At 48.5% G+C, this 24161-nt stretch carries 26 protein-coding genes and 1 tRNA gene; 11 read left to right on the forward strand and 16 right to left on the reverse strand.

Features of this window, described 5'->3' with window-relative positions:
• Positions 1–138: 138 nt before the first annotated feature.
• The 7 genes from B4923_RS04780 to B4923_RS04820 form a co-directional block, all read right to left on the reverse strand.
• Complete coding sequence (locus B4923_RS04780; RefSeq protein ID WP_109053225.1) at positions 139–417, reverse strand: DUF2681 domain-containing protein; 279 nt, start codon at positions 415–417, stop codon at positions 139–141.
• On the reverse strand, positions 414–626 hold the full coding sequence (locus tag B4923_RS04785; RefSeq protein ID WP_245929493.1) for a DUF7940 domain-containing protein: 213 nt from the start codon (positions 624–626) through the stop codon (positions 414–416). Before B4923_RS04785 ends, B4923_RS04780 begins: the two co-directional genes overlap by 4 nt.
• Complete coding sequence (locus B4923_RS04790) at positions 623–1165, reverse strand: glycoside hydrolase family 108 protein (RefSeq protein WP_109053226.1); 543 nt, start codon at positions 1163–1165, stop codon at positions 623–625. Before B4923_RS04790 ends, B4923_RS04785 begins: the two co-directional genes overlap by 4 nt.
• Positions 1166–1168: 3 nt before the next feature.
• Positions 1169–1498, reverse strand: coding sequence for a phage holin, lambda family (locus B4923_RS04795; RefSeq protein ID WP_109053227.1), 330 nt, complete (start codon positions 1496–1498; stop codon positions 1169–1171).
• 155 nt (positions 1499–1653) lie between these two features.
• Positions 1654–2049, reverse strand: coding sequence for a DUF6979 family protein (locus B4923_RS04800; protein ID WP_109053228.1), 396 nt, complete (start codon positions 2047–2049; stop codon positions 1654–1656).
• Between the two features lie 680 nt (positions 2050–2729).
• Positions 2730–2999 carry a hypothetical protein gene (locus B4923_RS04815; protein ID WP_109053231.1) on the reverse strand — a complete coding sequence of 90 codons (270 nt, stop codon included), beginning with the start codon at positions 2997–2999 and terminating at the stop codon, positions 2730–2732.
• 1534 nt (positions 3000–4533) lie between these two features.
• On the reverse strand, positions 4534–5268 hold the full coding sequence (locus tag B4923_RS04820) for a S24 family peptidase (protein WP_109053232.1): 735 nt from the start codon (positions 5266–5268) through the stop codon (positions 4534–4536).
• Positions 5269–5478: 210 nt separating this feature from the next.
• Between B4923_RS04820 and B4923_RS04825 the strand changes: the two genes are divergently transcribed.
• Entirely contained in the window at positions 5479–5808 is a 330-nt protein-coding gene (locus B4923_RS04825) for a site-specific integrase (RefSeq protein ID WP_109053233.1), read from the forward strand.
• A 91-nt stretch (positions 5809–5899) separates the two neighbouring features.
• Here B4923_RS04825 and B4923_RS04830 read toward each other — a convergent pair.
• A tRNA-Ser gene (locus tag B4923_RS04830) sits at positions 5900–5987 on the reverse strand.
• A gap of 225 nt (positions 5988–6212) precedes the next feature.
• On the opposite strand from B4923_RS04830, the gene yccA reads away from it, so the two are divergent.
• Entirely contained in the window at positions 6213–6872 is a 660-nt protein-coding gene (gene yccA, locus B4923_RS04835; protein WP_109053234.1) for an FtsH protease modulator YccA, read from the forward strand.
• A 129-nt stretch (positions 6873–7001) separates the two neighbouring features.
• On the forward strand, positions 7002–7331 hold the full coding sequence (tusE, locus tag B4923_RS04840; protein ID WP_170116014.1) for a sulfurtransferase TusE: 330 nt from the start codon (positions 7002–7004) through the stop codon (positions 7329–7331).
• Between the two features lie 3 nt (positions 7332–7334).
• On the opposite strand, the gene yccX is transcribed toward tusE, so the two are convergent.
• Entirely contained in the window at positions 7335–7613 is a 279-nt protein-coding gene (yccX, locus tag B4923_RS04845) for an acylphosphatase (protein WP_109053236.1), read from the reverse strand.
• A gap of 213 nt (positions 7614–7826) precedes the next feature.
• On the opposite strand from yccX, the gene hspQ reads away from it, so the two are divergent.
• Positions 7827–8135 (forward strand): heat shock protein HspQ, encoded by a 309-nt coding sequence (gene hspQ, locus B4923_RS04850; RefSeq protein WP_109053237.1) that lies wholly within the window; start codon positions 7827–7829, stop codon positions 8133–8135.
• Between the two features lie 89 nt (positions 8136–8224).
• Here hspQ and B4923_RS04855 read toward each other — a convergent pair whose 3' ends face one another.
• Positions 8225–8638, reverse strand: coding sequence for a CoA-binding protein (locus tag B4923_RS04855; RefSeq protein WP_109053437.1), 414 nt, complete (start codon positions 8636–8638; stop codon positions 8225–8227).
• Between the two features lie 214 nt (positions 8639–8852).
• Between B4923_RS04855 and B4923_RS04860 the strand changes: the two genes are divergently transcribed.
• Positions 8853–9311: a methylglyoxal synthase gene (locus B4923_RS04860; protein WP_109053238.1), complete on the forward strand. Its 459-nt coding sequence runs from the start codon at positions 8853–8855 to the stop codon at positions 9309–9311.
• 57 nt (positions 9312–9368) lie between these two features.
• Here B4923_RS04860 and helD read toward each other — a convergent pair whose 3' ends face one another.
• Positions 9369–11426 carry a DNA helicase IV gene (gene helD, locus B4923_RS04865; RefSeq protein ID WP_109053239.1) on the reverse strand — a complete coding sequence of 686 codons (2058 nt, stop codon included), beginning with the start codon at positions 11424–11426 and terminating at the stop codon, positions 9369–9371.
• 167 nt (positions 11427–11593) lie between these two features.
• On the opposite strand from helD, the gene B4923_RS04870 reads away from it, so the two are divergent.
• Together B4923_RS04870 and yccS are read left to right on the forward strand one after the other, a co-directional pair.
• Complete coding sequence (locus tag B4923_RS04870) at positions 11594–12040, forward strand: YccF domain-containing protein (RefSeq protein ID WP_109053240.1); 447 nt, start codon at positions 11594–11596, stop codon at positions 12038–12040.
• A gap of 20 nt (positions 12041–12060) precedes the next feature.
• On the forward strand, positions 12061–14196 hold the full coding sequence (gene yccS / locus B4923_RS04875) for a YccS family putative transporter (protein WP_109053241.1): 2136 nt from the start codon (positions 12061–12063) through the stop codon (positions 14194–14196).
• Between the two features lie 27 nt (positions 14197–14223).
• Here the strand turns inward: yccS and B4923_RS04880 are convergent, their stop codons facing one another.
• The gene (locus B4923_RS04880) at positions 14224–14850 is read right to left on the reverse strand and encodes a TfoX/Sxy family DNA transformation protein (protein WP_109053242.1); all 627 of its coding nucleotides are present in this window, start codon (positions 14848–14850) and stop codon (positions 14224–14226) included.
• 221 nt (positions 14851–15071) lie between these two features.
• On the opposite strand from B4923_RS04880, the gene sulA reads away from it, so the two are divergent.
• Both sulA and ompA read left to right on the forward strand, forming a co-directional pair.
• Positions 15072–15578: an SOS-induced cell division inhibitor SulA gene (sulA, locus tag B4923_RS04885; protein WP_109053243.1), complete on the forward strand. Its 507-nt coding sequence runs from the start codon at positions 15072–15074 to the stop codon at positions 15576–15578.
• Between the two features lie 364 nt (positions 15579–15942).
• Positions 15943–17022, forward strand: a complete 1080-nt coding sequence (ompA, locus tag B4923_RS04890; RefSeq protein WP_109053244.1) for a porin OmpA — start codon at positions 15943–15945, stop codon at positions 17020–17022.
• Positions 17023–17129: 107 nt separating this feature from the next.
• Here the strand turns inward: ompA and matP are convergent, their stop codons facing one another.
• The gene (gene matP / locus B4923_RS04895; RefSeq protein WP_109053245.1) at positions 17130–17588 is read right to left on the reverse strand and encodes a macrodomain Ter protein MatP; all 459 of its coding nucleotides are present in this window, start codon (positions 17586–17588) and stop codon (positions 17130–17132) included.
• 209 nt (positions 17589–17797) lie between these two features.
• On the opposite strand from matP, the gene B4923_RS04900 reads away from it, so the two are divergent.
• Together B4923_RS04900 and fabA are read left to right on the forward strand one after the other, a co-directional pair.
• The gene (locus B4923_RS04900; protein ID WP_109053246.1) at positions 17798–19525 is read left to right on the forward strand and encodes an AAA family ATPase; all 1728 of its coding nucleotides are present in this window, start codon (positions 17798–17800) and stop codon (positions 19523–19525) included.
• A gap of 91 nt (positions 19526–19616) precedes the next feature.
• Positions 19617–20135 (forward strand): bifunctional 3-hydroxydecanoyl-ACP dehydratase/trans-2-decenoyl-ACP isomerase, encoded by a 519-nt coding sequence (gene fabA, locus B4923_RS04905; protein ID WP_109053247.1) that lies wholly within the window; start codon positions 19617–19619, stop codon positions 20133–20135.
• Between the two features lie 71 nt (positions 20136–20206).
• Here the strand turns inward: fabA and B4923_RS04910 are convergent, their stop codons facing one another.
• The 3 genes from B4923_RS04910 to betB all read right to left on the reverse strand — a co-directional run bounded on the left by B4923_RS04910 (position 20207) and on the right by betB (position 24160).
• Positions 20207–20860, reverse strand: a complete 654-nt coding sequence (locus B4923_RS04910) for a tellurite resistance TerB family protein (RefSeq protein ID WP_109053248.1) — start codon at positions 20858–20860, stop codon at positions 20207–20209.
• A 137-nt stretch (positions 20861–20997) separates the two neighbouring features.
• Positions 20998–22665 carry a choline dehydrogenase gene (betA, locus tag B4923_RS04915; RefSeq protein ID WP_109053249.1) on the reverse strand — a complete coding sequence of 556 codons (1668 nt, stop codon included), beginning with the start codon at positions 22663–22665 and terminating at the stop codon, positions 20998–21000.
• A gap of 19 nt (positions 22666–22684) precedes the next feature.
• On the reverse strand, positions 22685–24160 hold the full coding sequence (gene betB / locus B4923_RS04920; protein WP_109053250.1) for a betaine-aldehyde dehydrogenase: 1476 nt from the start codon (positions 24158–24160) through the stop codon (positions 22685–22687).
• Position 24161: the final 1 nt, after the last annotated feature.

The following is a 24161-nucleotide window of genomic DNA, read 5'->3' on the forward strand; positions in this document are numbered from 1 at the left end:
CCCCGCTATTGCGAGGGCGTTTGACAATTCTTTTGCCACGTTTGGTTGTGCGACAAAATGTCCCGTTTCGTTTGCCAATCCATCACTTTTATATCGTTAGCGGTCAGATAGATTGGCTTCACCCAGTTGCAAGCCGTATCAATCACGACTGGCGGGACGGGACCAATTTTCGCGCAACTCCCGATCAACATCATCATCAGGCATATGACTAACAGTCTGTTGAACATTTGCAGCCTCTTTGGTTACTGTCACTTGACGCTCGGCAACCGCTTTTGTCGCTGCTGCCACTTCTTCTGTTTGCTGCTTTTCGGCCTTCGATTCAGCCGTTCCTTTGCCCTTTGAGTGGCCGAGCCAGAACGCCGCCGCTATTGCCGCGATTACGGCCAGGACGCCGGCAATGATGATTTCAAGACTCATGATGATTTGTCCTGTTTCACTACCCGACCAACCACGCCACAGACCGCCACCAGAGCCGTTACAGTCCCCATGACTCCGGCTGGTAACGAGGCTTTCATTTCATCGGGTAGCTCAGCCCACACAACAGGAATAGCCCCAGCGAGTATCAGTGCGTGGACAGAAAACCAGCGCCATAATTGTTTCCACTCTTCTATCAACTGAATTTTCATAAATTCACCCGTTCCCTTACCCAGCCATACAAAAACGCTTCATTAACGGCGCGTTGCTCTGCTAGCTCTAAATAACGAGAGCCTTGGCTGCAATTCAACGCTCGCAACAAAACCTGTTCGCCAGCACTACCTCTCGCCGTTAGATAATCGCGCAACGCGGAGATTGTGCACGGGCCAATGCTTCCATCCGGCGACAAATCCGGATACAGACGGCCACCGTCGTTTAATGCGGTTAACCAACGCTGGAACCATTTCGATGGAACTGACGGCCCCATATTGATGCCGGTATCGCAAAGTTCCCCCGCGATATCCGGTGACAGTGAGGCTACTTGATCAAAGCTCGGTCCGTACCAGTAATCCGCTTCATAAATCGCGAGAGCCTGTTCACGAGATAAATTACGCATGTCATCGTTGAAACCATGCGCTCTGGCGACGTTCTCAGTGACACCCCAATTCGTCGGCCCGCCTTTATCTGCAGGGTGATTGACGTAACCGCCCTCGCGATCGAGGATCGCGTTAAAAATGTCATCTTTTGTCATGGATTATTCCTGTGAATTCGTCCCAGTTTTATTACCAACAAACCGGCGTAGAATAGAACCAATGTAGTCAATTCCCAGAAAGCCGATAAACACGCTCCCTAGCGAAGCAAACTTAGAATCCCACCCAAGTGCAGCGAGTCCATCATTGATATAAAACGCAACCAGAGAGCACATGGCAGCATCAAGTAATCGCCGTGGCCAACTATCACGACCAATATATGCTGCGCGTAACAGCGCCATGACCGCTGCGGCAAACGAATAACTAGTCTCTGCTTTGTTAGCAGACAACCAGGCAATTAACTGAGCCCACAGATCGGGATTTTTATCTGGCATTCTCACGCTCTCCACCTCCCGGTTGGTCGGTGTGTAGGAAATAAAAAGCCGCTGGGCGGACCATGCGGCTTGAGGACTGACCAACAAAAAACCGGAGCAGCTTTTTGGGCATACTCCGGTATCTTTCTGGGATTTAGCGCGTATAGGGATTAAGGTCAATCGGGTTTCTGTAATAACCCTGCCTCTTTTAAAGCCAAAACGACATCCATCTGACCATTTTGATTTTTAGCAGCCATGGGATAATCCTCAGTGGCTTTTTTCCACAATTCAGCTTTTGAGTATTTGCTACCGGGTTCTTTCAAAACCAATTTTGCTGCGGCTACGGCATAGTTTTTATTTGGGCTTTCGGGCGGCAAATAATCACCCTTTTGTATTCCTTTGACATACCCTTTCTGGCATAAACCGAGAAATGCAGATTTGGGGCATCCTTTTTTCCGGCTTTCTCTGCTGTTGGTGAAATGAGTAATTGAATGTTCCCAGCATTCCCTTGGATCTTGCCCAGGAGAATAGCTATTTGCGACCGCTACCGCCGTTTCACCATACACGCCCATATAACGCCTCTATTTCATTATGAATTTGATTGCTTAGAACATTAGCCGCTTGGAATTCTTCGATATACAGCCATCGCATGCACCGTTTCACTAACTCCAAAGACTCCGGCCACTCGCCCGCCGATATCACAACCCCTGTGATGGACATAGATTTTCGCAGATGCCCAAACGTCGCCGTAATCTGCCCATGCCCGCCGCGTTCATTGCATAGCACGACGGTGGCCATAACGTTTTCCCTGTGCCACTAGAGCGGGAGCAAACGTTACTTTGCACTGCCTGATGCTCAGACCATGTGCGTAATACCGCACATCCGGCTTCAACTCTTGCCAATAATTACTCTATCTGCTGCCGATACGTTGATATTCATTATTGCTGACACGCTCCCGACCACGCAACCTTTCCAGTTGCTTAACTTCAGCCTGAAGCGCATCGGTATTCTTATGCGCTTGTGATGACAGGGAGCCGTATCTGCGCAGCGACTTACTGATATGATCAATCTGGGCGGGTAGATTGCACTCTAACACCATACTTAGCACAAGCTAGTAGACGGTTAGTGCAATGTTGGACATGTTTTTTACCTTTTTAAGAGCAATCCCGAAGGTGACCTGCGTTTTGCCTGGTGAGGCGTAAAATTCGCTTTAGACGAAAAAAACCACCGAAGTAGGCCTGATTGATGTTTTTTAATAAACTCCGCGGGGAATGGTGCTGCTTCCTCGCATCTTTTGCCGTCCGCTGGCCGTATAGCCAACGTAGCGATCGGAATCACTGCCGTCATTGGTCTTGCCGGAACGTGATTTTTTGCGAGGAGCTGGGAGATCAGGCATCTGTTTACAGCGAACAGTAACCAGAACAGCTTTTGTTACGCGGTCATTTTTTCGTTGAGCGATGCGCAGAATGTTTTCCATGCGTTGCTTTACAATAGCAGAGCGTTTTTTACGTGGTTTGGTCATTGGTCAGTCCTCTAAAAGTTATCACCGCTACGCCCTCACAAGAGCGCACTGGTGATAAGCATGGTTTAGCCGTAGCCGTCACACCGGTACATGTCGACCGTTGTTGTGTGTAACTTAACCTGACTGTTAAAGAGCGTGTCCACTTGGGATGCACTCATTAAAACAATAGTTGTTTTTAATGTCAACACCAAAGTTGTTTTTATTGGTTGTAATGGCATATATGGTTGTTTTTATGAATGATTTATTTTCCTTTTGATTGATGACACAAGATTTATCTTAATTCCCTGATCTAGACAGTAAGCTAACATTATGAAAAGATAATAATTTTTATATTTATGCTTGTTATATCTGGATGTGCAAGAGAGCAGGAGTGAATCCCAACAAGACTACTCAGGATTTTTATTCTGATAGAGCAGCCTGTAACGCCATGTCTCAAGGCGCGCCCAATTCTAGAAATTTATTAAACACTATCAACAGGTTATGCAAACAACCCATTTATGAATGGTTTTTCACAAGGGTGGAGTAATGCGAGTGCAATAAACGCGGTCGAAACAAGTAACCAGATTTCCAGTGATTGCATGATGGGTATGGTTAGCAGCTTCAGGATAAAGAGCCAGTTTCACAACCGTCGCCAAAAAATCAGAAACACTACAAGCAATCAGTGATACATTGAAATCTGTGCCGGAGTTGAGCTATTGGCATGAAACTCATTCACCTAAGTTCGACGTGGCGGTTGAGGCTGATGAAATTTTAAAGAAAAATCGGGGGCGGCAAAAGCGCAGCTTGAATATCGATTCCGTCGAGCACACGAGATCACCAAGGCTGTTTACGGCGATACTACGAGCGATTCTGAACTCTGTGCGCATGCCAATCCTCTTGTCAGAAACTCCACCAATCAGACAAAAAGAGTATTGGCTACATTGAGGATATTCCCTAATTTTATCGTTGCAGAAAAAAACAAAGAATGCCTTTCTGAATCCCATTCAGATGAATACAAAGGGTTCATTGAAACCAACCGCCGAGAAGAAGGCTCCTAACACCGCACCACTGTAGAAAAAGCCAATAAATTATAAGGTGTATTATAATTCCTGTTCGATCAAGAAAATATCAAAAATAACAATTTACTGGCGAAGCTATCGCGTGGAGATTACGGAACCATCCCTGTATGCTTGCTTTTTTCCTAACATATAAAGAAATCCCTCGTTATAGTTGGAAACTGAACTATGACGGAATCACTTTTGCCAAGAATCTTGCCGTCAAATCCATCCTCTGCATGCAGATCTTTCGCTGACCGATTCGAGATGCTCTAACTCGACCGAGCCATATAGGTCTGACCCGCAGACCTATATTTGACTAGTCTCGCCATAAGAAGCTTGCCCCATCAAGCTTTAAGATGAAGCTGTTTGGCTTGCACATTTCATTTATATCCAGAATTTAACTCAGGCCAATAAGTATATAGGCGGTGCATTTGGCTCGTTACCACATAGTTCTTATATTTTCAATATCATAGTTTTGTTAAGGATATCTTAATTGATTATAGTAGAACCGAATACCAGAACACCCGCCCAATAATCTCAACCTCTGACTCATAGGCTTCTTCATCCGCATCCCGGTTAAAGCTATGTATCACCAGTCTTCCTCCAGGCTTGCGGTATAGCTGCTTAATACGCTTCAACTTGTCGTTGCCACCGCCTTCCTGAGCAATTGCATATAGTTTACCATCAATAATACGTTTGTTATTCGTATCAACGGCAACCGTTGTTCCATGCGGAATGATGGGCTCCATGCTGTCGCCGGTGGCAGGGAAGCACAGAACGCCGGAACCGTCAGTATTGGCCCCAACTTTCCGAAGCGTAGATTTAGAGAACCTTAGTTTGAACCCGTTGTGATCCTCACTTTGAATACGCCCATCTCCACAGGCAAATTCGATGTCCTTTAAGAATGGCACCTCTACTTCATCCTCTGATAGTGCTGTTGCGTCGTCCCAAGATGCTACAGTGCCCCATTCTGACTGCGGAGGAATGGAGGATTCTGGTTGCGGTGTTGTTGAACCGTCTGCATGCATCGGACCTTCACCGCTAGCTAGCCATTCAGGGCGAACTTTTAAGGCGGTAGAAAGATCAAAAATCTTTGTTGTCTGGGAGGCTTTGCCAACTTCGATTTTCTGTATTGCCGCCTGAGATACGCCAATGATGTCGCCAAGGGCTTTTTGGCTAAGTCCCTGCAACGTTCTGGCTTTTTTTAGTCTTTCTGCGAGTGTCGTTTTCATTCTCTCAATCTACAACTTCAGTTGTCATCCATCAAGAGGATATAGTTTTTATTTTAAAAAAACCATAGTTGTAATATGTGGTCGAACTCACGAAGGTTTATAAACGAGGTCATTAAAACCGCTATTTCAGTTGTCGGTTCACAACGGAAGCTGGGTATGAGTCGGCCGCTCAACAGGTGATCTTCATGCGACCGCCTCAAGCAGTAAATTGTGGGGACGCCCAGACTGAAAAGGGCCTTTGAACTTGCCAAGGCAATCGCCCCACCGCACAGTCTGGATTCACCGGTCATCGCGAGTAAGAGCGGAGGCCATTTTTCGAAGCGCGGATTTTCCCACCACTTTGAACAGGCAAGAGCGAACGCCGCAGAGAAATTAGGTTATGCGCTGAATTGCACGTTCCATGATTTGAAGGCTAAGGGAATCTCAGATTGCGAGGGGTCGAGCCGGGATAAGCAACTCTTCAGCGGGCATAAAACAGAGAGTCAGGTGCTGGTCTACGACCAGGAAATCAAAGTCACGCCAACGCTTGATAAAGAATAATTATTCATTTTAGATGAGAGGTAACTCCAAGTGTGTACTCCAAGTCACCAAAACGAAAACGGGCCAGCTTTCGCTAACCCGTTGAATTTTTTGGCGGAGGAGTAGAGATTCGAACTCTAGAACGCTTTCGCGTCGCCGGTTTTCAAGACCGGTGCCTTCAACCACTCGGCCACTCCTCCGCAATGACGCGCACTATAAACAGAGTGCTGGGCCTTGTAAAGCATCATTACGTTCAATCGGCTGAAAAATAATCTACTTAGGTTTAAATGCCCGTAAAATCGCCATAATGCTCATAAATATAGCGGTTTACAGCGTAAAGAAGGGTAAACCACCTTTAATAACATTCAGTAACTATTTACTCTTTGAGATTGGATAATGGCACCCTGAAAGAGAGAGTCGCTAATATGGATCGTATTATTGTTTCTTCTACACGTGAAAGCTCATTACTCAGCACACATAAAGTGTTGCGTAATACCTATTTTTTGCTGTCGCTGACGCTGGGATTCTCCGCCGTCACAGCAACCGCAAGTACGGTACTTAATCTGCCAGCGCCCGGATTATTGTTAATGCTGGTTGGCTTTTATGGCTTGATGTTCCTGACCTATAAGTTGGCAAATAGCCCGGCAGGTATTCTGGCCACATTTGCGCTGACTGGTTTTATGGGATATACGCTTGGCCCTATCTTAAGTTCACTGATCTCATCTGGCGCAGGTGACATCGTGATGCTGGCACTGGGCGGCACAGCATTGGTCTTCTTCTGCTGTTCAGCCTATGTCTTAACAACTCGCAAAGACATGTCTTTCCTGTCCGGAATGATGATGGCAGGTTTTGTTGTGCTGGTTGTCGCCGTCATTGCCAATCTGTTCCTGCAGATCCCAGCCCTGCACCTGGCAATCAGCGCCCTGTTCATCCTGTTCTCTGCGGGAGCGATCCTCTGGGAGACCAGCAATATCATTCACGGCGGTGAAACCAACTACATTCGCGCGACCGTTAGCCTGTATGTTGCGATCTACAACATTTTCGTCAGCCTATTAAGCATTCTGGGCATTATGCGTAACGATTAATTCGCCTTAATCTTGCGAATTCAAAAAAGCTCCACAACGGTTGGGGCTTTTTTTTTGCCTATGGCAAAGGTTCTTAGCCTCAGAGAACTTTGCTAAACTTCGGCACAATCGTATTACATCAGGGGAAACATTTTGGAGTTTGAAGGTCGTATCATCAAAACCGACGCACAGGGATACCTGATGGACAGCACTGACTGGAGTGAAACTCTGGCGTTGTTGCTGGCTGAACAGGAGAATATTCAGCTCACTGACGCACATTGGGAAGTGGTTCGCTTCGTTCGGGCGTTTTATCTGGAATTCAACACCTCGCCAGCAATTCGCATGCTGGTAAAAGCGATGGCGCAAAAGTATGGTGAAGAGAAAGGCAATAGTCGTTATCTGTACCGCCTGTTCCCCAAAGGTCCGGCGAAACAAGCAACAAAAATTGCGGGTCTGCCAAAACCAGTTAAGTGTATCTAACCACTAATAGCGAATTTTGAAACCGTTATAATCTGTTGTACCGCGTGGTTCGATCAATACTTTTTCGACACTGGCACTGCGCGGCCCACCTTTCTTCAGCCAGTCAACCAGTTGCTCGACCTCCCACTGACTACCACAAACGACAACTTCCACACTCCCATCATCGTTATTGCGAACATAGCCGCTGAGGCCGAGTTCAACAGCGCGGCGTTGCGTACTGTAACGAAAACCCACGCCCTGAACTGCGCCATAAACATAGGCTGCAATTGATATCGTTGCCATCATCGCGTTCCTCTTTCGTTATCATTCCTCTCGCCTTTGATAGGAGACATTTTATTCGCCAGACTGTATTTTCTCCAGATTTACACCATACTATAAGTATAGTGTTCAACCGGTCTGCGCTTTATAAAAAACCACAGTAGCACTATGCCGCCTACTTGAAAAAAAGCCTGAGGCCCCCATTTAGAGAGTGTCATTATTTTCTCAGGAGGCTATATGATTATCTGTAAATTTGGTATCGGACAGCAGATTCGTCATAAACTTCTGGGGTATCCAGGCGTTGTTATTGATATCGATCCTGAATATTCGTTGGAGTCTCCGGCGTGGGAGGAAATTGATGCTCACGACGCACTGCGTACCGCCCCCTGGTATCACGTGGTGATGGAGGACGATGAGGGGCAGCCTATTCATACGTATCTGGCAGAGGCTCAGTTGATGCAGGAAGAAGCCAACCAGAATGAACACCCTTCGTTAGACGAATTGGCGGAAGTGATCCAGCGCAGAGCCCCGCAACTTCGCCACTGAGTTGCGAGCGGCAGATAGACGATACCAAAGTAACCCACCATCGACGGCGTTTACCGGTTCAGATAACCAAACCGGTAGACGGCTTATCACTATTTTTCTAATCCTAAACGCGGAATTTCAATTTTAGGGCATCGATCCATTACCACATCCAAACCCGCATCTCTCGCCAGGATGGCCGCCTGTTCATTAACGACACCAATCTGCAGCCACAGCACCTTAGCGCCAATGGCAATCGCTTCCTGGGCAATATCATAAGCCGCCTCCGGTTGCCGGAATACATCCACCATATCAATACGCTGCGGAATGTCTGCCAGGCTGGCGTAAACCCGCTGCCCCAATAAAACCTGACCAGCCAACTTTGGACTTACCGGTATGACGTTATAACCCTGCTCAAGCAAGTACGCCATAACCCCATGGCTTGGGCGAGTTGTTTTCTCGCTGGCACCAACAAGCGCAATGGTTTTTATCGTTTTCAGTACAGCTTCTATCTCGCGGTCTTTCATCATGGTCTGCCTCTTGTTACATCGCGTTTTATCGTTATCGTACAACCGACGGCAAAAGAAAATGTATCAATGTGGTGATTTTCCGTTCACTCATGTCAGATTTTTGACGCCCGTTCGTATTTTTTCCTTTTTATCTCTTTGCACTGAAACAGTGTTTCCGTAATCTGTTTGCACTACCTCGATAGCTTTAGCATACCGATTGAAGGACGTAACCATGGAGTTCACCACCCGCACCATTGCCGCACACAAACATATTGCTTTGGTTGCACACGATCACTGTAAGCAGGCCCTGCTTGACTGGGTTGCCACCAACAAAGCACAGCTTGCCGAGCATAAGCTTTATGCCACCGGAACCACCGGCAACTTGATTCAGTTGAATACCGGCCTTCCCGTAAAAAGTATGCTGAGTGGCCCGATGGGCGGTGACCAGCAAGTGGGTGCGCTGATCTCCGAAGGGAAAATAGACATGATGATTTTCTTTTGGGATCCGCTCAATGCCGTCCCTCACGACCCGGACGTTAAGGCTCTGCTGAGATTGGCCACCGTCTGGAATATCCCGGTAGCCACCAATCGTTCAACGGCCGATTTCCTGATTAACTCAGAACTGTTTAAACAGTCGGTACAAATCACCATCCCCGATTATCAGCGTTACTTGCAGGATCGCCTGAAATAATACGATGATTTTATCGAAAAGGCCGACAAACCCCGTCGGCCTTTTCTGCTTATGGAGTTAACCCGGTTTACGCTGTATCGGTACGCCCAACCGATGAAGCTGTGAAATAAATACCGACGGATTTTTACTATCCTGCAGCAACCATACCCGATGTTTGGCTCTGGTCAACGCGACGTAAAGTAAACGGCGCTCTTCGGCATCAGGAAAATCCTCTGGTTCAGGCAGCAATACCGTTTCAAGAATCGATTCACGCGCAGGCGCGGGAAAACCATCTTTACCATCATGCAGGCCCACAATAATCACATACTCAGCCTGTTGGCCTTTACTGGCATGCACTGTCATAAAATCGATAGACAAATTCGGCCATTTTGTCGCCGCTTTCTGCAATATATCCGGACGTAGATGGTGATAGCGAGCCAATATCAAAATACGCTCATCAGGTTTCGCAAAGCCGCTTAATTTATCCAGCAGCGGCTCCAGTTGTTCGAAAGGCAGAATGGTCACCGCCTTTTTATCCCCTTTAGTGAGGCTATTCAGTGGTTTTTTAAGCTGATAAGGATTCTGCTGGATAAACTGATTAGCCACTTCACCAATACGTTCATTGAAGCGATAAGTCGTATCCAGAGCGCATTGTTCACTGGCGCCAAAGTTTTGCTCAAACGCCGTTGTCAGCGATAGTTCGGCTCCACTAAAACGATAGATAGCCTGCCAGTCATCGCCCACCGCAAATAAATTGGTTCTGCTGTTCTGTCGCCGTAATGCCGCAAGCAACCTGGCCCGCTGGGGGGAGATATCCTGAAACTCATCAACTAAAATATGTTTCCACGGGCTGATAAACCGACCTTTATCCAACAGATTGACAGCCTGATGAATCAAACCGGGAAAATCGACAGCATTTTCATCTTTCAGAGCTTTTTTCCAGGCTTTTAACAACGGCGCCATCAGCCGTATTCGCTGTTGAAATAATGAGCGAATCTCCTCAGGAGCCTGTTCAATCATTTCCGCCTGGCTCCCCCCCTGCATCCGCATCAATCCCAGCCAGCGTTCCAGACGTCCGGCAAGACGTTCGGCCAACGCCCGATCGTTCCAGAAATCACCCTCCGGCAGTTGCCACCCCAGTTCTTCCGTTAACCATTGACGCCAGCCCTTCGACTGAGTTTTTTTCTCGGAACACTGTTGCTGCCAGTTTTTTATCAGCAATTCACGCCGTTTTTTGCTGTTGCTTTCCAATTCGCTGATGATGGGCGCTTTACGGCTAGCCTGCTGAATAATATACAGCGCCAGCGCATGGAACGTTTTGGCCTGAATTTCTTCCGTATGCAAACGGGACTGAATGCGCTCATTCATTTCTTCTGCCGCTTTACGGCCGAATGCCAACAGCAGAATTTGATCGGGCGTTGCTTCTCCCCGATACATCAACCAGGCGGCACGGGCCACCAGCACGGATGTTTTGCCACTCCCCGCGCCGGCAAGCACCAGCACGGCATCCTCACCATTAATGACCGCCATGCACTGAGCATGATTCAACGGCATGGTTTCTACAGACTGAAAAAACGCTTGCTGCTCCACCAGCGTACGCGCCATCCACGCTTGATTACATCTTGTTCGCTCTTTGCTTCCGCGATCGAGCCATTGCTGGCAGAGCCGGTAGTTATCGCTGCAATTATCAAATTCATCCAGACGAACAACAGGAAGCGGCAACGAAGCAAATGTGCTGCAAATATCTTCCTGCAATTGCGCGAGCGCCTTTCGGCTGAACCAGGCATCCTGCTGCTCCAACGCCTGGATTTCATCCACCTGTTGCCGCAGAACACCGGCGCTTACCTGGCTCATTTCTCCGCTCCAGTCTTGCCAGGACTTCAGTAAATAACGATAGAATGCCTGTGTTTCCTGCCATTCGGTTCCATGCAGTCGCACCACTTTATCTGCGGGCAGCTCAAACTCAAGTTCCCCCCATACCAATCCTCGCTTACAGTGGATATTAAGCAGTTGATTAAAAGGGATAATGTATTCATGTTTATCGCCACCCACCTCGACGCCGGCATTAAGCAGCCGCACCCGGTTATAAGGGTGCTGAGCCAAATGTTTACCTAAAGATGTTGATTTAAGTTCCATTATATTTGCGCCATGAAATTGTGAGATGTTGCTCGCCATCGTCGTAGTCTACCCGTTATCGGTATTTGCGCTCTAGCCTTAAAAACAGGTTAGGATATTCTGATACTTGATGTGATAATTCTTTTATCATCATGGGGTTTGGTTACCCTGGAAATACAGGAGAGACTATGCGCACAGTATTGAACATTCTGAATTTCGTACTGGGAGGTTTTTTCACCACATTATCCTGGCTGTTGGCTACCGTGGTGAGTATTCTGCTGATCTTTACGCTCCCGCTGACCCGCTCATGTTGGGAAATTACCAAATTATCGTTGTTCCCCTATGGCAATGAGGCCATTCACGTTGATGAACTGCGCCCCGATGAAAAAAGTCATCTTTTGAATGCCGGCGGTTCCTTACTAAACATATTCTGGTTTATTTTCTTTGGCTGGTGGCTATGTCTGTCCCATATCGTTACGGGAATTGCACAATGTATCACCATCATTGGCATTCCCGTGGGTATCGCCAATTTTAAAATCGCCGCCATCGCGCTATGGCCCGTTGGACGCCGCGTTGTACCTGTCGAGTTGGCGCAGGCGGCACGTGAAGAAAACGCACGCCGTCACTATCGCTAATCGGGCCAGAGGATAGATCGTTGCTCACATTTACGCCTGGCATCCGCCGTTATGTCTATAACAGCAACTGGCTGTATAACATTCGCATTTTCATTGCCCTTACCGGTACAACTATCGTTCCCTGGTGGCTTGAGCAACCCACATCCACTATCCCATTAACGCTGGGCGTTGTGGCGGCGGCGTTAACGGATCTTGACGATCGCCTGACAGGGCGGCTGCGTAATCTGTTTATTACCCTATCCTGCTTTTTTATTGCTTCCGTTTCCATAGAATTGCTCTTCCCCTACCCCTGGTTATTTACTCTGGGACTGGCGATATCAACATGTGGCTTTATTCTGCTTGGGGCGTTGGGGCAACGTTATGCCACCATCGCTTTTGGCGCATTACTGATTGCGATCTATACCATGCTGGGGATTTCACTCTACAGCACCTGGTATCAGCAACCAATCATGCTTCTGCTCGGCGCTTCCTGGTATAACCTGCTTACCCTGCTTGGGCATCTGATTTTCCCTATCCGGCCGTTGCAGGACAATCTGGCGCAGTGCTATCAGCAGCTGGCGCGCTATCTGGATGCGAAAGCAAACTTGTTCGACCCGGATATTGAAGACGACGCGGATCGATTACTCATCGACGTTGCAATGGTTAACAGCCAGCTGGTTGCCACGCTGAACCAGACCAAGTCTTCATTATTAACGCGACTGCGTGGAGACCGGGGTCAGAGAGGAACCCGACGGACGTTACATTATTACTTCGTTGCTCAGGATATCCATGAGCGCGCGAGTTCATCCCATGTGCACTATCCTCAACTGCGTAAAAAATTTCGCTACAGCGATGTCCTGTTTCGTTTCCAACGCTTGCTTTCAATGCAGGCCCGCGCCTGCCAGCAGTTGGCGCAGTCCATTTTGTTACAGCAAAAGTATCAACACGATAACCGTATCGAACGAGCTTTCGTACATCTTGAATCCGCGATTAAGCGAGCCGCGGAAAGTCAACAGACCGATGCCTCGCAAATAAAAGCATTGCAGTACCTGCTGAACAATTTACGGGCGATTGACGCACAGCTCTCAACGATTGAATCGGAACAGACGATCGAACAGGAAAATAACCCTGAGAATACATTGGCAGACGACAAAATTACCGGGTGGAGCGACATTCGCCTGAGAATCAGCCGACATCTGACACCACAGTCAGCGTTGTTTCGTCATGCTATCCGTATGTCGGTCTTACTCTGTAGCGGCTATGCATTTATCCAGATAACTGGCATGCAGCATGGTTACTGGATTCTGCTGACCAGCCTGTTTGTTTGTCAACCTAACTATAATGCGACGCGGCGCAGGCTGGCATTGAGGATCATCGGTACATTGACCGGTATTTTACTGGGCTTGCCCATTTTGTACTTTGTGCCCTCGCTTGAAGGACAACTGACGTTGATTGTCGTTAGCGGCGTACTGTTTTTTGCCTTCCGAAACGTACAATATGCCCACGCCACCATGTTTATTACCCTACTGGTGCTGCTGTGTTTTAATCTGCTGGGTGAAGGATTTGAGGTTGCAGCGCCTCGCGTCATCGACACGCTTCTGGGCTGCGCCATTGCCTGGGCGGCGGTCAGCTTTATCTGGCCGGACTGGCGTTTTCGCGGACTGCCTGCGGTTATCAATAAAACGCTGGATGCCAATTGCCGCTATCTCAATGCCATTATGGTGCAGTACCATCAGGGAAAAGATAATAGCCTGACCTACCGTATCGCGCGTCGTGATGCCCATAACTGTGATGCAGAATTAGCCTCGGTTGTGTCCAACATGTCGTCAGAGCCTCACGCGATCAGAAACAAAATGGGCAGCGCCTTTCGCTTTATGTGTCTGAACCACACATTGCTGAGCTATATCTCTACGTTGGGCGCTCATCGGGGGAAAATCACATCCCCGGACATGCTGCAATTACTGGATGATGCCGTTTGCTACGTTGATGACGCATTACATCATTATGAGACAGAAAGCCTGCGTATAAATCAGGGGTTGAATGCCATTGTGAGCCGCATTCAATCCCTGTCCGCAGAACCTGACAGCAAAGAATTATTGGTTCTTCAGCAGGTCGGGTTGCTTATTGAACTATTACCTGAACTTACTCAGTTAAAAAACGACATGATTAAGTTGTAAAATAGTCAGCATGCAAATGCTATTTGTTCAGTGCTTGTTCTCTTTGAAAGAGGATTTGGCATTGCGCTCATACCATTCCAATAGTTCATTGCGTATCCCGATCGGGAGTGCGGCCTGATGGGTGCCACAGATTGCCCCTGCCAGTGCCAATAGCGTATTCACACTGAGATTGGCACTGACCGCACGCAGTCTTAGATAGCTGGTTTTGGCGCCGCACTGCTGTAGTTCATCAATATTCCTGATGCCTACCTTCCATAGCAGGCGTTCAAGATCGTGGTTCAAATTAGGTAAATCCTTTAAACGTCCGCTTCTGCTTTTCGCCGCTTTATCATACTGGGCGCCTGACAGCGATATTCTGGCAAACTGCAACAGTTGCAACTGGTTTTCCCAGAGAGGCTCGTCCACCAGATAGTAATTCAGCGGAATCGGCATTCCACGCTTGGTATAGATGAGAGGCGGCATATTACGATCGTGAAAATAGGCTTCATCTTTTTTACTGGCCCGCAGGTAAAGTTCACCTCCCGACACTACCCCAAAGATTATTTTATTTGCTGCTATGCTGTAGCCACCAAACTGAGAACGGGAAGTTATGTCTCCCAAAGATGCAAAATAACGCTTAGATTGCAAAATCCTTTTTTCGCATAAATGTTTCATTACTGTAATCCTTAGTATTGAATAACCTGTCCCTGTTAAAGTGGAATATCAATAACAGGAACAAGTAATTAATCACAGGGTACATATGGCTTCAAACACAAAATGAGCTTGTTGAATGTTGCATGTGGAATATGCGAAGCGCTTTGAAAAAATCAGGTTGATTTTCACCCACGCAAAAGATACTGTATGTGTATACAGTAACACTATGGGTAGAACTCATTATGCGTACTCAGCCACTCAGCGTTTACAACGCACAGCAATCAACGTTTTCCAATAACTCACGTCCTACCGATTCCTCGGCATCCTGTGGGGGAATTATCAGTGAAATCGTTTATAACGCCGACCAACCAATCGTCACGCATTTGTTACTGCCTCTTTTACGACAGTTAGGCACGCAGTCTCGCTGGCTGTTGTGGCTATCTCCCCAGCAAAAACTTAGCCGTCCCTGGTTACAACAATCGGGATTACCGCTAGATAAAATAGTTCACTTGCATCATATTAGTCCGATGCTGACGGTAGATGCGATGGAAAAAGCATTGCTGACGGGAAATTACAGCGCGGTACTATGCTGGTTAGCAAACGATCTGACAGAAGAAGAAAGGGTCAGATTGCGTCAGGCGGCACAAGCAGGAAACACTTACGGCTTCATCATGCGTCCAGAGATCCCCCATTGTGGGTCCTATAGACTCTTTCCGAGCCTAAAAATTCACTCAACATTGTATCATTAAGTAAATTAAGAATTTTCTCAGTCATTTTCAGAGAAAAATACAGAATTTCCCCGCAGAGCCGTATTTCAAGGGCTCTCACACGGGATTTGGGGCAATAAAAGTCCATATTATCTGTCAAAATCATCTACTATTTGTTAGCAAGTATGAATGAATTGCCCGTTTTTTCATGATACGAATCACATCATACTTGTAACTTTCTCATCACGTTGTAGACTTTAGCTCGCTGGAGTTGCTCTTTTATAACGCCAGTTGACTGGCAGTGAGTCATAAATAAGGGCAAAGTCTCCGATTAAAGGATTTTAACCAAAGGTTTGTTAGCTTACCGAGTTAATAACCGATTTGGATGATAAATGAGGCGTACAAAATGAAAAAAACAGCTATCGCAATTGCAGTGGCACTGGCTGGCTTCGCTACCGTAGCTCAAGCCGCACCGAAAGATGACACCTGGTATGTTGGTGGTAAACTGGGTGTATCTCAATTTCATGATACCGGTTTCTACGGAAACGGCTATGATGGCATCAACAACAACCCGATCAAAAGCAAATTAGGCGCAGGCGCCTTCTTGGGTTACCAAGCTAATCCTTACCTGGGTTTTGAACTGGGCTATGATTGGCTGGGTCGTCTGAAATATGCCGGTTCCTCAACTTCAAACACTGATAGCGCGAGCTTCAAAGCTCAGGGCGTTCAACTGGCTGCTAAATTGAGCTATCCGATATACAACGATCTGGACGTTTATACCCGTCTGGGTGGTATCGTATGGCGTGCTGACAGCCATGCGGCGCAAGGCGGTGTCGATCGTAACAACGATGACACCGGCGTTTCTCCTTTGGCAGCTATCGGTGTTGAATACGCCTTTGATAAAAACTGGGCGGCTCGCGTAGATTACCAATGGATTAACAACATCGGTGATGCAGGTACTGTCGGCGCTCGTCCTGACAACCTGCTGATGAGCGTCGGTCTTTCCTACCGTTTCGGTCAGGATGACTACGTAGCACCAGCTCCGGCTCCGGCACCAGCTCCAGCTCCGGTTGTTGAAACCAAACGTTTCACGCTGAAGTCTGATGTTCTGTTCAACTTCAACAAATCAACGCTGAAAGCAGAAGGCCAGCAATCCCTGGATCAACTGTATTCTCAGCTGAGCTCTCTGGATCCGAAAGATGGTTCTGTTGTCGTTCTGGGCTTCACCGACCGTATCGGCTCCGAACAATACAACCAGGCGCTGTCTGAAAAACGTGCACAGAGCGTTGTTGATTATCTGATCGCCAAAGGTATCCCGGCAGACAAAATCTCTGCTCGCGGTGAAGGTAAATCCAACCCGGTTACCGGTTCTACCTGTGACAACGTGACACCACGTGCTGCGCTGATCGACTGCCTGGCACCGGATCGTCGCGTAGAGATCGAAGTCAGAGGCATCAAAGATGTTGTAACTCAGCCTCAGGCTTAAGTTATTGACGAAAAAAACCTCGCTTCGGCGAGGTTTTTTTATGGCTGGCTATCCTGCCTGCCGGTTCCCTGCGAACTGTCGCAAGCGGCGTTGAAAACTGATGCGAATTACAGGTTATCTTTATTCAGCATCGCCTCAAGCCCTTGCTTTAACGAAGACATCTGACTGGCATATTTTTCTTTATGCTCTGCGTCTTCTATCAGTTGAACTATCGTTTCCGATAGCGTATTCCCACGCCGATGCGCCAGTCCCGCTAACCGCTGCCAGACAAGATATTCCAGATCGATCGATTTCTTACGCGTGTGCTGATGCTCGGCATTGAAATGGCGTTTGCGCCTCGCACGGATCGTCTGCTTCATGCGGTTTTCCAATGCAGGATTCATACATTGTTCAATCCACGCCAACACCTTCACCGGCTGGTTTTCCATTTTCAGCAGCAGGCTCACGGCTTCCTCAGCGGCGCTTTGTTCAAGGAAACGGGTGATATTCTCGCCTTCACGATGTTTTTTCACCAGATACTTCCATTTCCACCCGCACTCAAGATTTTCTAATTGTTGATATTTCATATTAAATTCTTCAGTGACCGTGTAACGTTTTACTTAGCATAACAGTTTTTTGACAAATTTGGCCTTCTTCAGCACATTTTTAAGCCTGTTTTTTGTACAACTCAAGCATATTCAAGAAACTCATTTTTTATAGGACGACTCTCCTTCTGTGCAGCCCGCATTATTCTTGTATAATCACGCTTTTCCTTCAGACGACTACATTTGATACTTTGACCAGTAACCGACTTGCATGGCAGCATTTACTGCCTAACCATACGCCTTATCAAACATTATTCACGCAGGCAGCACAGCTTGAACCTGCTGAATTCTCTGCTATTCAACCCCGCCTGGCCGATAGTTTGATGCTCTTTTGCCATCCTCGCGCACCTTCACGTTTCATGCTGTTGAAAGCGCAGGAGAATAGCGAGTATATGGCTCTGATAGCCAACGCAGTGAATGCCGTCAGGCCAGAAATCAACACATTGTACGGCAGTCGATATGTGGTAGAAGGCCGTCACATTGGTATTGAACCTGCGACACATGCCGATGACAACTTCGCCGCACGGCACGCTTGCTGTTATCAGGAATGGATTGAGCCAGAGCAGTTATTCGGTTGCGTTCGGTATTTTCAGGATGAGATCACGCTCCACCCTGGATTGATTCATCAGGTTAATGGCGGCACGCTCATACTGTCCGCCAGAACATTACTGGCCCAACCGTTGATGTGGTTACGTCTGAAGCAAACAATCACGGAAGGATTATACCGCTGGCAATCACCGGATGAGCGCAAACCTCTGCCTGTCGATATCCCTCCGATGCCGTTGAATGTTCGTTTGATTATCCTGGGCGATCGGGAAAGCTTAGGGGATATTCACGACATGGAACCGGAATTAGGCAGCTTATCAGTCTATGGCGAGTTTGAAGCACAGTTACAGCTTATTGATACCGATGATATGGAACGTTGGTGTGCCTACATCAACGCACTATGTCTGGAAAATCAGTTGCCGCTGCTGGCTGCCGATGCATGGCCTGAATTCGTCAACCTGTCCGTACGCCACAGCGGCGACCAGGGCTGCCTGCCATTATGCCCGCTATGGCTGACTCATCAGCTAAAATATGTCGCACTCTACGCCCAGGATCGGCAAATCAGCGCTCAGACGCTGATCGACGCGGTAGCCACCCGCCGCTGGCGTGAAGGCTATCTCTATGAACGTATGCAGGATGATATCGAACTGGGCCAGATACGGATCGAAACCGAAGGATATGTTATCGGGCAGGTCAATGGCCTTTCGGTGCTAGAATATCCCGGTTATCCGATTACGTTTGGTGAACCAACGCGTATTAGCTGTGTCGTTCATCCTGGCGACGGCGAATTTACCGATGTTGAGCGCAAAGCTGAGCTCGGCGGTAATCTACATGCCAAAGGCATGATGGTTATGCAGGCATTCCTAATCTCTGAGCTTGAACTTGATCAGCCGCTTCCTTTCTCGGCATCCATGGTTTTCGAGCAATCTTACGGTGAGGTCGATGGCGACAGCGCCTCATTGGCGGAACTTAGCGCCTTTGTCAGCGCGCTCTCTATGCACCCGATCAATCAACAGATTGCCGTAACCGGTTCGGTCGATCAGTTTGGTCATGTTCAGCCCATCGGTGGGATAAACGAGAAAATCGAAGGTTTCTTTGAAGTTTGCCAACGCCGTGGATTGACAGGCCAGCAAGGAGTGATATTGCCGGCGACTAACCTGCGCCATTTATGCTTGCAGGAAGATGTGGTTGCCGCCGTTCGCGACGGACAGTTCCACCTTTTTCCGGTCGAAACGGCACCCGAGGCCATATCCTTACTGACGAATATCGCTTACGACGATGAACAGCAGCCAAATTTACTGGCAGCCATTCGGGAGCGAATCAGCCAATTAACCCCGCAGGAACGGCGTCGTTTCCCTTGGTTTTTCCGTTAATCGAACTGGTTTAACCAGACGTAACAGACTTGCCCGGCGTACAGCTGTACGCTAACCTGCGTGCTTCACTAAAATAAGGCTTACAGAGAACATGGTAGATAAACGCGAATCCTATACAAAAGAAGACCTTCTTGCCTCCAGCCGCGGTGAACTGTTTGGCCCACAGGGACCACAGTTACCGGCTCCCAACATGCTGATGATGGATCGAGTCGTAAAAATGACTGAAGACGGCGGCCATCATGGTAAAGGGTATGTGGAAGCTGAGCTGGATATCACCCCTGATCTGTGGTTCTTTGGCTGCCATTTTATCGGTGACCCCGTCATGCCGGGTTGCCTGGGTCTGGATGCCATGTGGCAGTTGGTCGGCTTCTATTTAGGCTGGCTGGGCGGCGAAGGTAAAGGCCGCGCGCTGGGGGTAGGTGAAGTGAAGTTCACCGGGCAAGTATTGCCGACCGCGAAAAAAGTAACCTATCGAATCCACTTCAAACGCGTTATCAATCGCCGTTTAGTGATGGGTATTGCTGACGGAGAAGTTTTGGTAGACGATCAATTAATCTATACCGCGAATGAACTTAAAGTCGGGTTATTCAAAGATACAAGCGCCTTCTAATCATCACAACGGGCGAAACATCAATTGCTTCGCCCGTTGTCTCATGCTTGCCAATTTGTGGTGATATTCGTTTATTTCTGGTTGTTAATTTCGTTTGCGATGGACTGACGAACATCCTGAGGGATCTTCAGCGACGTTGCCAGCGCATCCAGATAGCTTTTCTCCATGAAATGATCAATATCGATCACGGCACAGCTCAGAAAATACACCTCAAGCGCCTCTTCCTCATTCTTGATGTCTTTGGCTAACAATTCGGGATCCAACGGCTGTGCAATAGCGTCCTGCACCCAGCGCTGAGTCTCACTACCCAATTGTAGTTGCTGGATATTTTCATCAATGCGCTGTTTCTCTGAATCATCAATATGACCATCGCTCTTGGCTGCAAAGACTAACGCCTGAACCAAACGACGCGCACGCGCGTTATCAGGCGATGACTGCACACCAAATTGCGGATCATCCTGATGGGTGTCGCGAACGCGCTTCTTATACTGATCCCACAAAACAACACCTGCTGCGGCGCTGCCACCGATAATTAGCGCGTTTTTTCCCAGCGAACCCATTAGTTTTCTGGCTGATTTATTCGACAGCAATACCCCTGCCAGACCACCTAACGCTGCTGGTTTCAGCATATCGCCCAGATTACCATTACTGCCACCTTGATGTTGGCTGCCCTGCCTGCTACCGGAATTTAATAGACCTTGAATCTGTTGCATCCAGTTATTCATTTTTCTACCTCAAGGAAATGATGTCGTCAGTATTGTACGTTCCCTCATAGTAATATCCTGGAGGACGTTTTTTGTCAGGTTGTGTATATCAATGAAAAGTATAGGAGCGCATTCGCAACTTGCATGACACTGCAACATTAAACACGCTTTGCTGGCGCCTCTCCCGCAACATAATAAGAGGCCTGACTACGGGGTAAAGGCTGACGGCCGCGAATACGGTCGGCGATTTTTTCCGCCATCATGATCGTAGTTGCATTCAAATTGCCGGTGATGATTTGCGGCATAATAGACGCATCGATAACCCGCAATGCTTCCATTCCATGGACGCGTCCCTGTCCATCCACCACCGCCATCTCATCTTCACCCATTTTGCACGAACAGGATGGATGGAATGCGGTTTCGGCATGAGCACGAATAAACGCATCAAGCTCTTCATCCGTCCGAACATCAGCGCCTGGGCTGATTTCACGTCCACGGTACTTATCCAGTGCGGGTTGCGACATAATTTCTCGCGTAATTCGAATCGCATCCCGGAACTCACGCCAGTCCTGTTCGGTCGACATGTAATTGAATAAAATGCTCGGGTGCTCATTTGCGTCCCTTGATTTCACTCGAACGCGGCCACGACTCGGAGAACGCATCGAGCCAACATGCGCCTGAAAACCATGTTCTCTCACTGCATTACTGCCGTTGTAATTAATGGCGACCGGCAGAAAATGATACTGAATGTTCGGCCAGGAGAATTCTTCGCTACTGCGGATAAAACCACCGGCTTCGAACTGGTTGCTGGCGCCAATCCCCGTTCCCCTGAACAACCACTCAGCGCCTATCCGCGGTTGATTAAACCACTGGAGCGCAGGATAAAGCGATACCGGCTCTTTACAGGAATATTGCAGATACATCTCCAGATGATCCTGCAAATTTTCGCCAACGCCGGGTAAATCATGCACCACAGGAATATTGAGATGTTCCAGCCAGTCCGCCGGCCCAACCCCCGATCGTTGCAGAATCTGTGGCGACGCAATAGCCCCGGCGCACAACAGAATTTCACGGCGTGCTCTCGCAGTTTGAAGATCGCTATCCTTACCTTTAAAGTAATTCACCCCAACAGCACGTTTGCCGTCAAAGATAATGATATCGGTTAGCGCGTGTGTCACGATGGTCAAATTCTGACGCTCACGCGCCTGATCGAGATAGCCTCTGGCGGTACTGGCGCGACGCCCTTCAGGCGTTACAGTACGGTCCATCGGGCCAAACCCTTCCTGCTGGTAACCATTGAGATCGTCAGTTTTAGGGTAACCCGCCTGCACACCTGCTTCCACCATCGCGTGAAACAGTTCGTTGTTACCCGCTTTTGGCGTGGTGACACAAACCGGCCCGTCTCCACCATGGTAATCGTTGGGACCAATATCCCGGGTTTCCGCTTTACGGAAATAAGGCAGGCAATCCAGATAGCTCCAGTCCCCCAAACCGGGCATTGTCGCCCAGTTATCGAAATCCATTGCATTTCCCCGGATATAACACATACCGTTAATCAGCGACGACCCGCCCAATCCTTTCCCGCGACCGCACTCCATACGACGATTGTTCATATGAGGTTCCGGATCGGTTTCATAAGCCCAGTTATAGCGACGCCCTTGTAACGGATAGGCCAGTGCAGCCGGCATCTGTGTGCGAAAATCCAACCGATAATCAGCTCCACCCGCTTCAAGTAACAACACGGTGACATCGCGATCTTCGGTTAACCGGGTTGCCAGTACGTTACCTGCAGATCCCGCCCCGATAATGATGTAGTCATATTCCATAGGCTCTCCCCTGCGGCGTTTAAAATACCGAGCTGAATTCACCCAGCTCAACCTGTACTGATTTGATTTGCGTATAGTGTTCCAACGTAGTGATGCCGTTTTCACGTCCGACACCAGAATGCTTGTAGCCGCCCACAGGCATTTCAGCCGGTGACTCACCCCACGTATTAATCCAGCAGATGCCGGCTTGCAGCTGATGGATGACTCGATGAGCGCGATTCAGATCGCGGGTAACCACCCCCGCCGCCAAACCATATTCGGATGCATTGGCCCGATGAATCACCTCTGCTTCACTGTCATAGCTCAGAATACTCATCACCGGACCGAAGATTTCCTCCCGAACAATCAGCATGTCGTCATGACAATCGGTAAAGACCGTCGGTGCGACATAGGCCCCCTGAGCATAAGGCGAATCAGTCAGGCGCCGTCCTCCCGCCAGCAGTTTCGCTCCTTCACGCTTACCGGCGTCGATATAGCGCAGCACAGACTCCATATGTGCGAAGCTGACCAGCGGCCCAAAATTTACCGCCGCATCGGTCGGATCACCAACGCGAATGCGCTGTATGCGTTCAAGGATTTTTTGTTCAAATCCGGCTTTTAAGGTGGCGGGAATAAATACCCGGGTACCATTGGTACACACCTGACCCGAGCTGAAAAAATTCGCCATCATGGCGATATCGGCCGCTTTATCCAGATCGGCGTCATCAAAAATAATCAGGGGCGATTTCCCTCCCAGCTCCATCGTCACGTCTTTTAATGTGGAGCCTGCCGCATCAGCCATGACTTTTTTCCCGCTGGCGACACCGCCAGTAAAGGATACTTTGGCAATGCCCGGATGCGTTGTCAGCGCCTGACCGACGGATTTCCCCGGCCCCGTCAACACATTGAAAACCCCATCCGGCAATCCGGCCTGCGTGTATATTTCCGCCAGTTTTAACGCCGTCAGCGATGTGACCTCGCTGGGTTTGAATATCATGGCATTGCCTGCCGCAAGCGCGGGCGCCGATTTCCACAGTGCGATCTGGATGGGGTAGTTCCATGCGCCAATACCCGCAATCACGCCTAACGGCTCGCGCCGGGTATAAATAAATGCATTTTCACGCAGTGGAATTTGCTGACCTTCCAGCATCGGGATCAGACCGGCGTAGTACTCCAGCACATCCGCTCCGGTCACAATATCAACGTGACGAGTTTCTGACAGCGGTTTGCCCGTATCATGGGTTTCAATCAGCGCCAGTTCATCATTACGCTCGCGTAAAATATCAACGGCGCGCCTTAAAATGCGTGAACGTTCCATCGCCGTCATTGCCGCCCAGATTTTTTGTCCTGCGATGGCCGCAGCGACTGCGTTATCCACATCAGCATGCGTTGCCGCCTGAATCCGGGCGATGATTTCGCCATTTGCCGGGTTAACCGCATCAAAAGTATCGTTACCGGTGCTGTCGGCATAAGCACCATTGATATAAAGCCTCTGTAAACCATAACGTGATGACATA

Source organism: Brenneria roseae subsp. americana (assembly GCF_003115815.1).
GTDB lineage: Bacteria > Pseudomonadota > Gammaproteobacteria > Enterobacterales > Enterobacteriaceae > Brenneria > Brenneria roseae.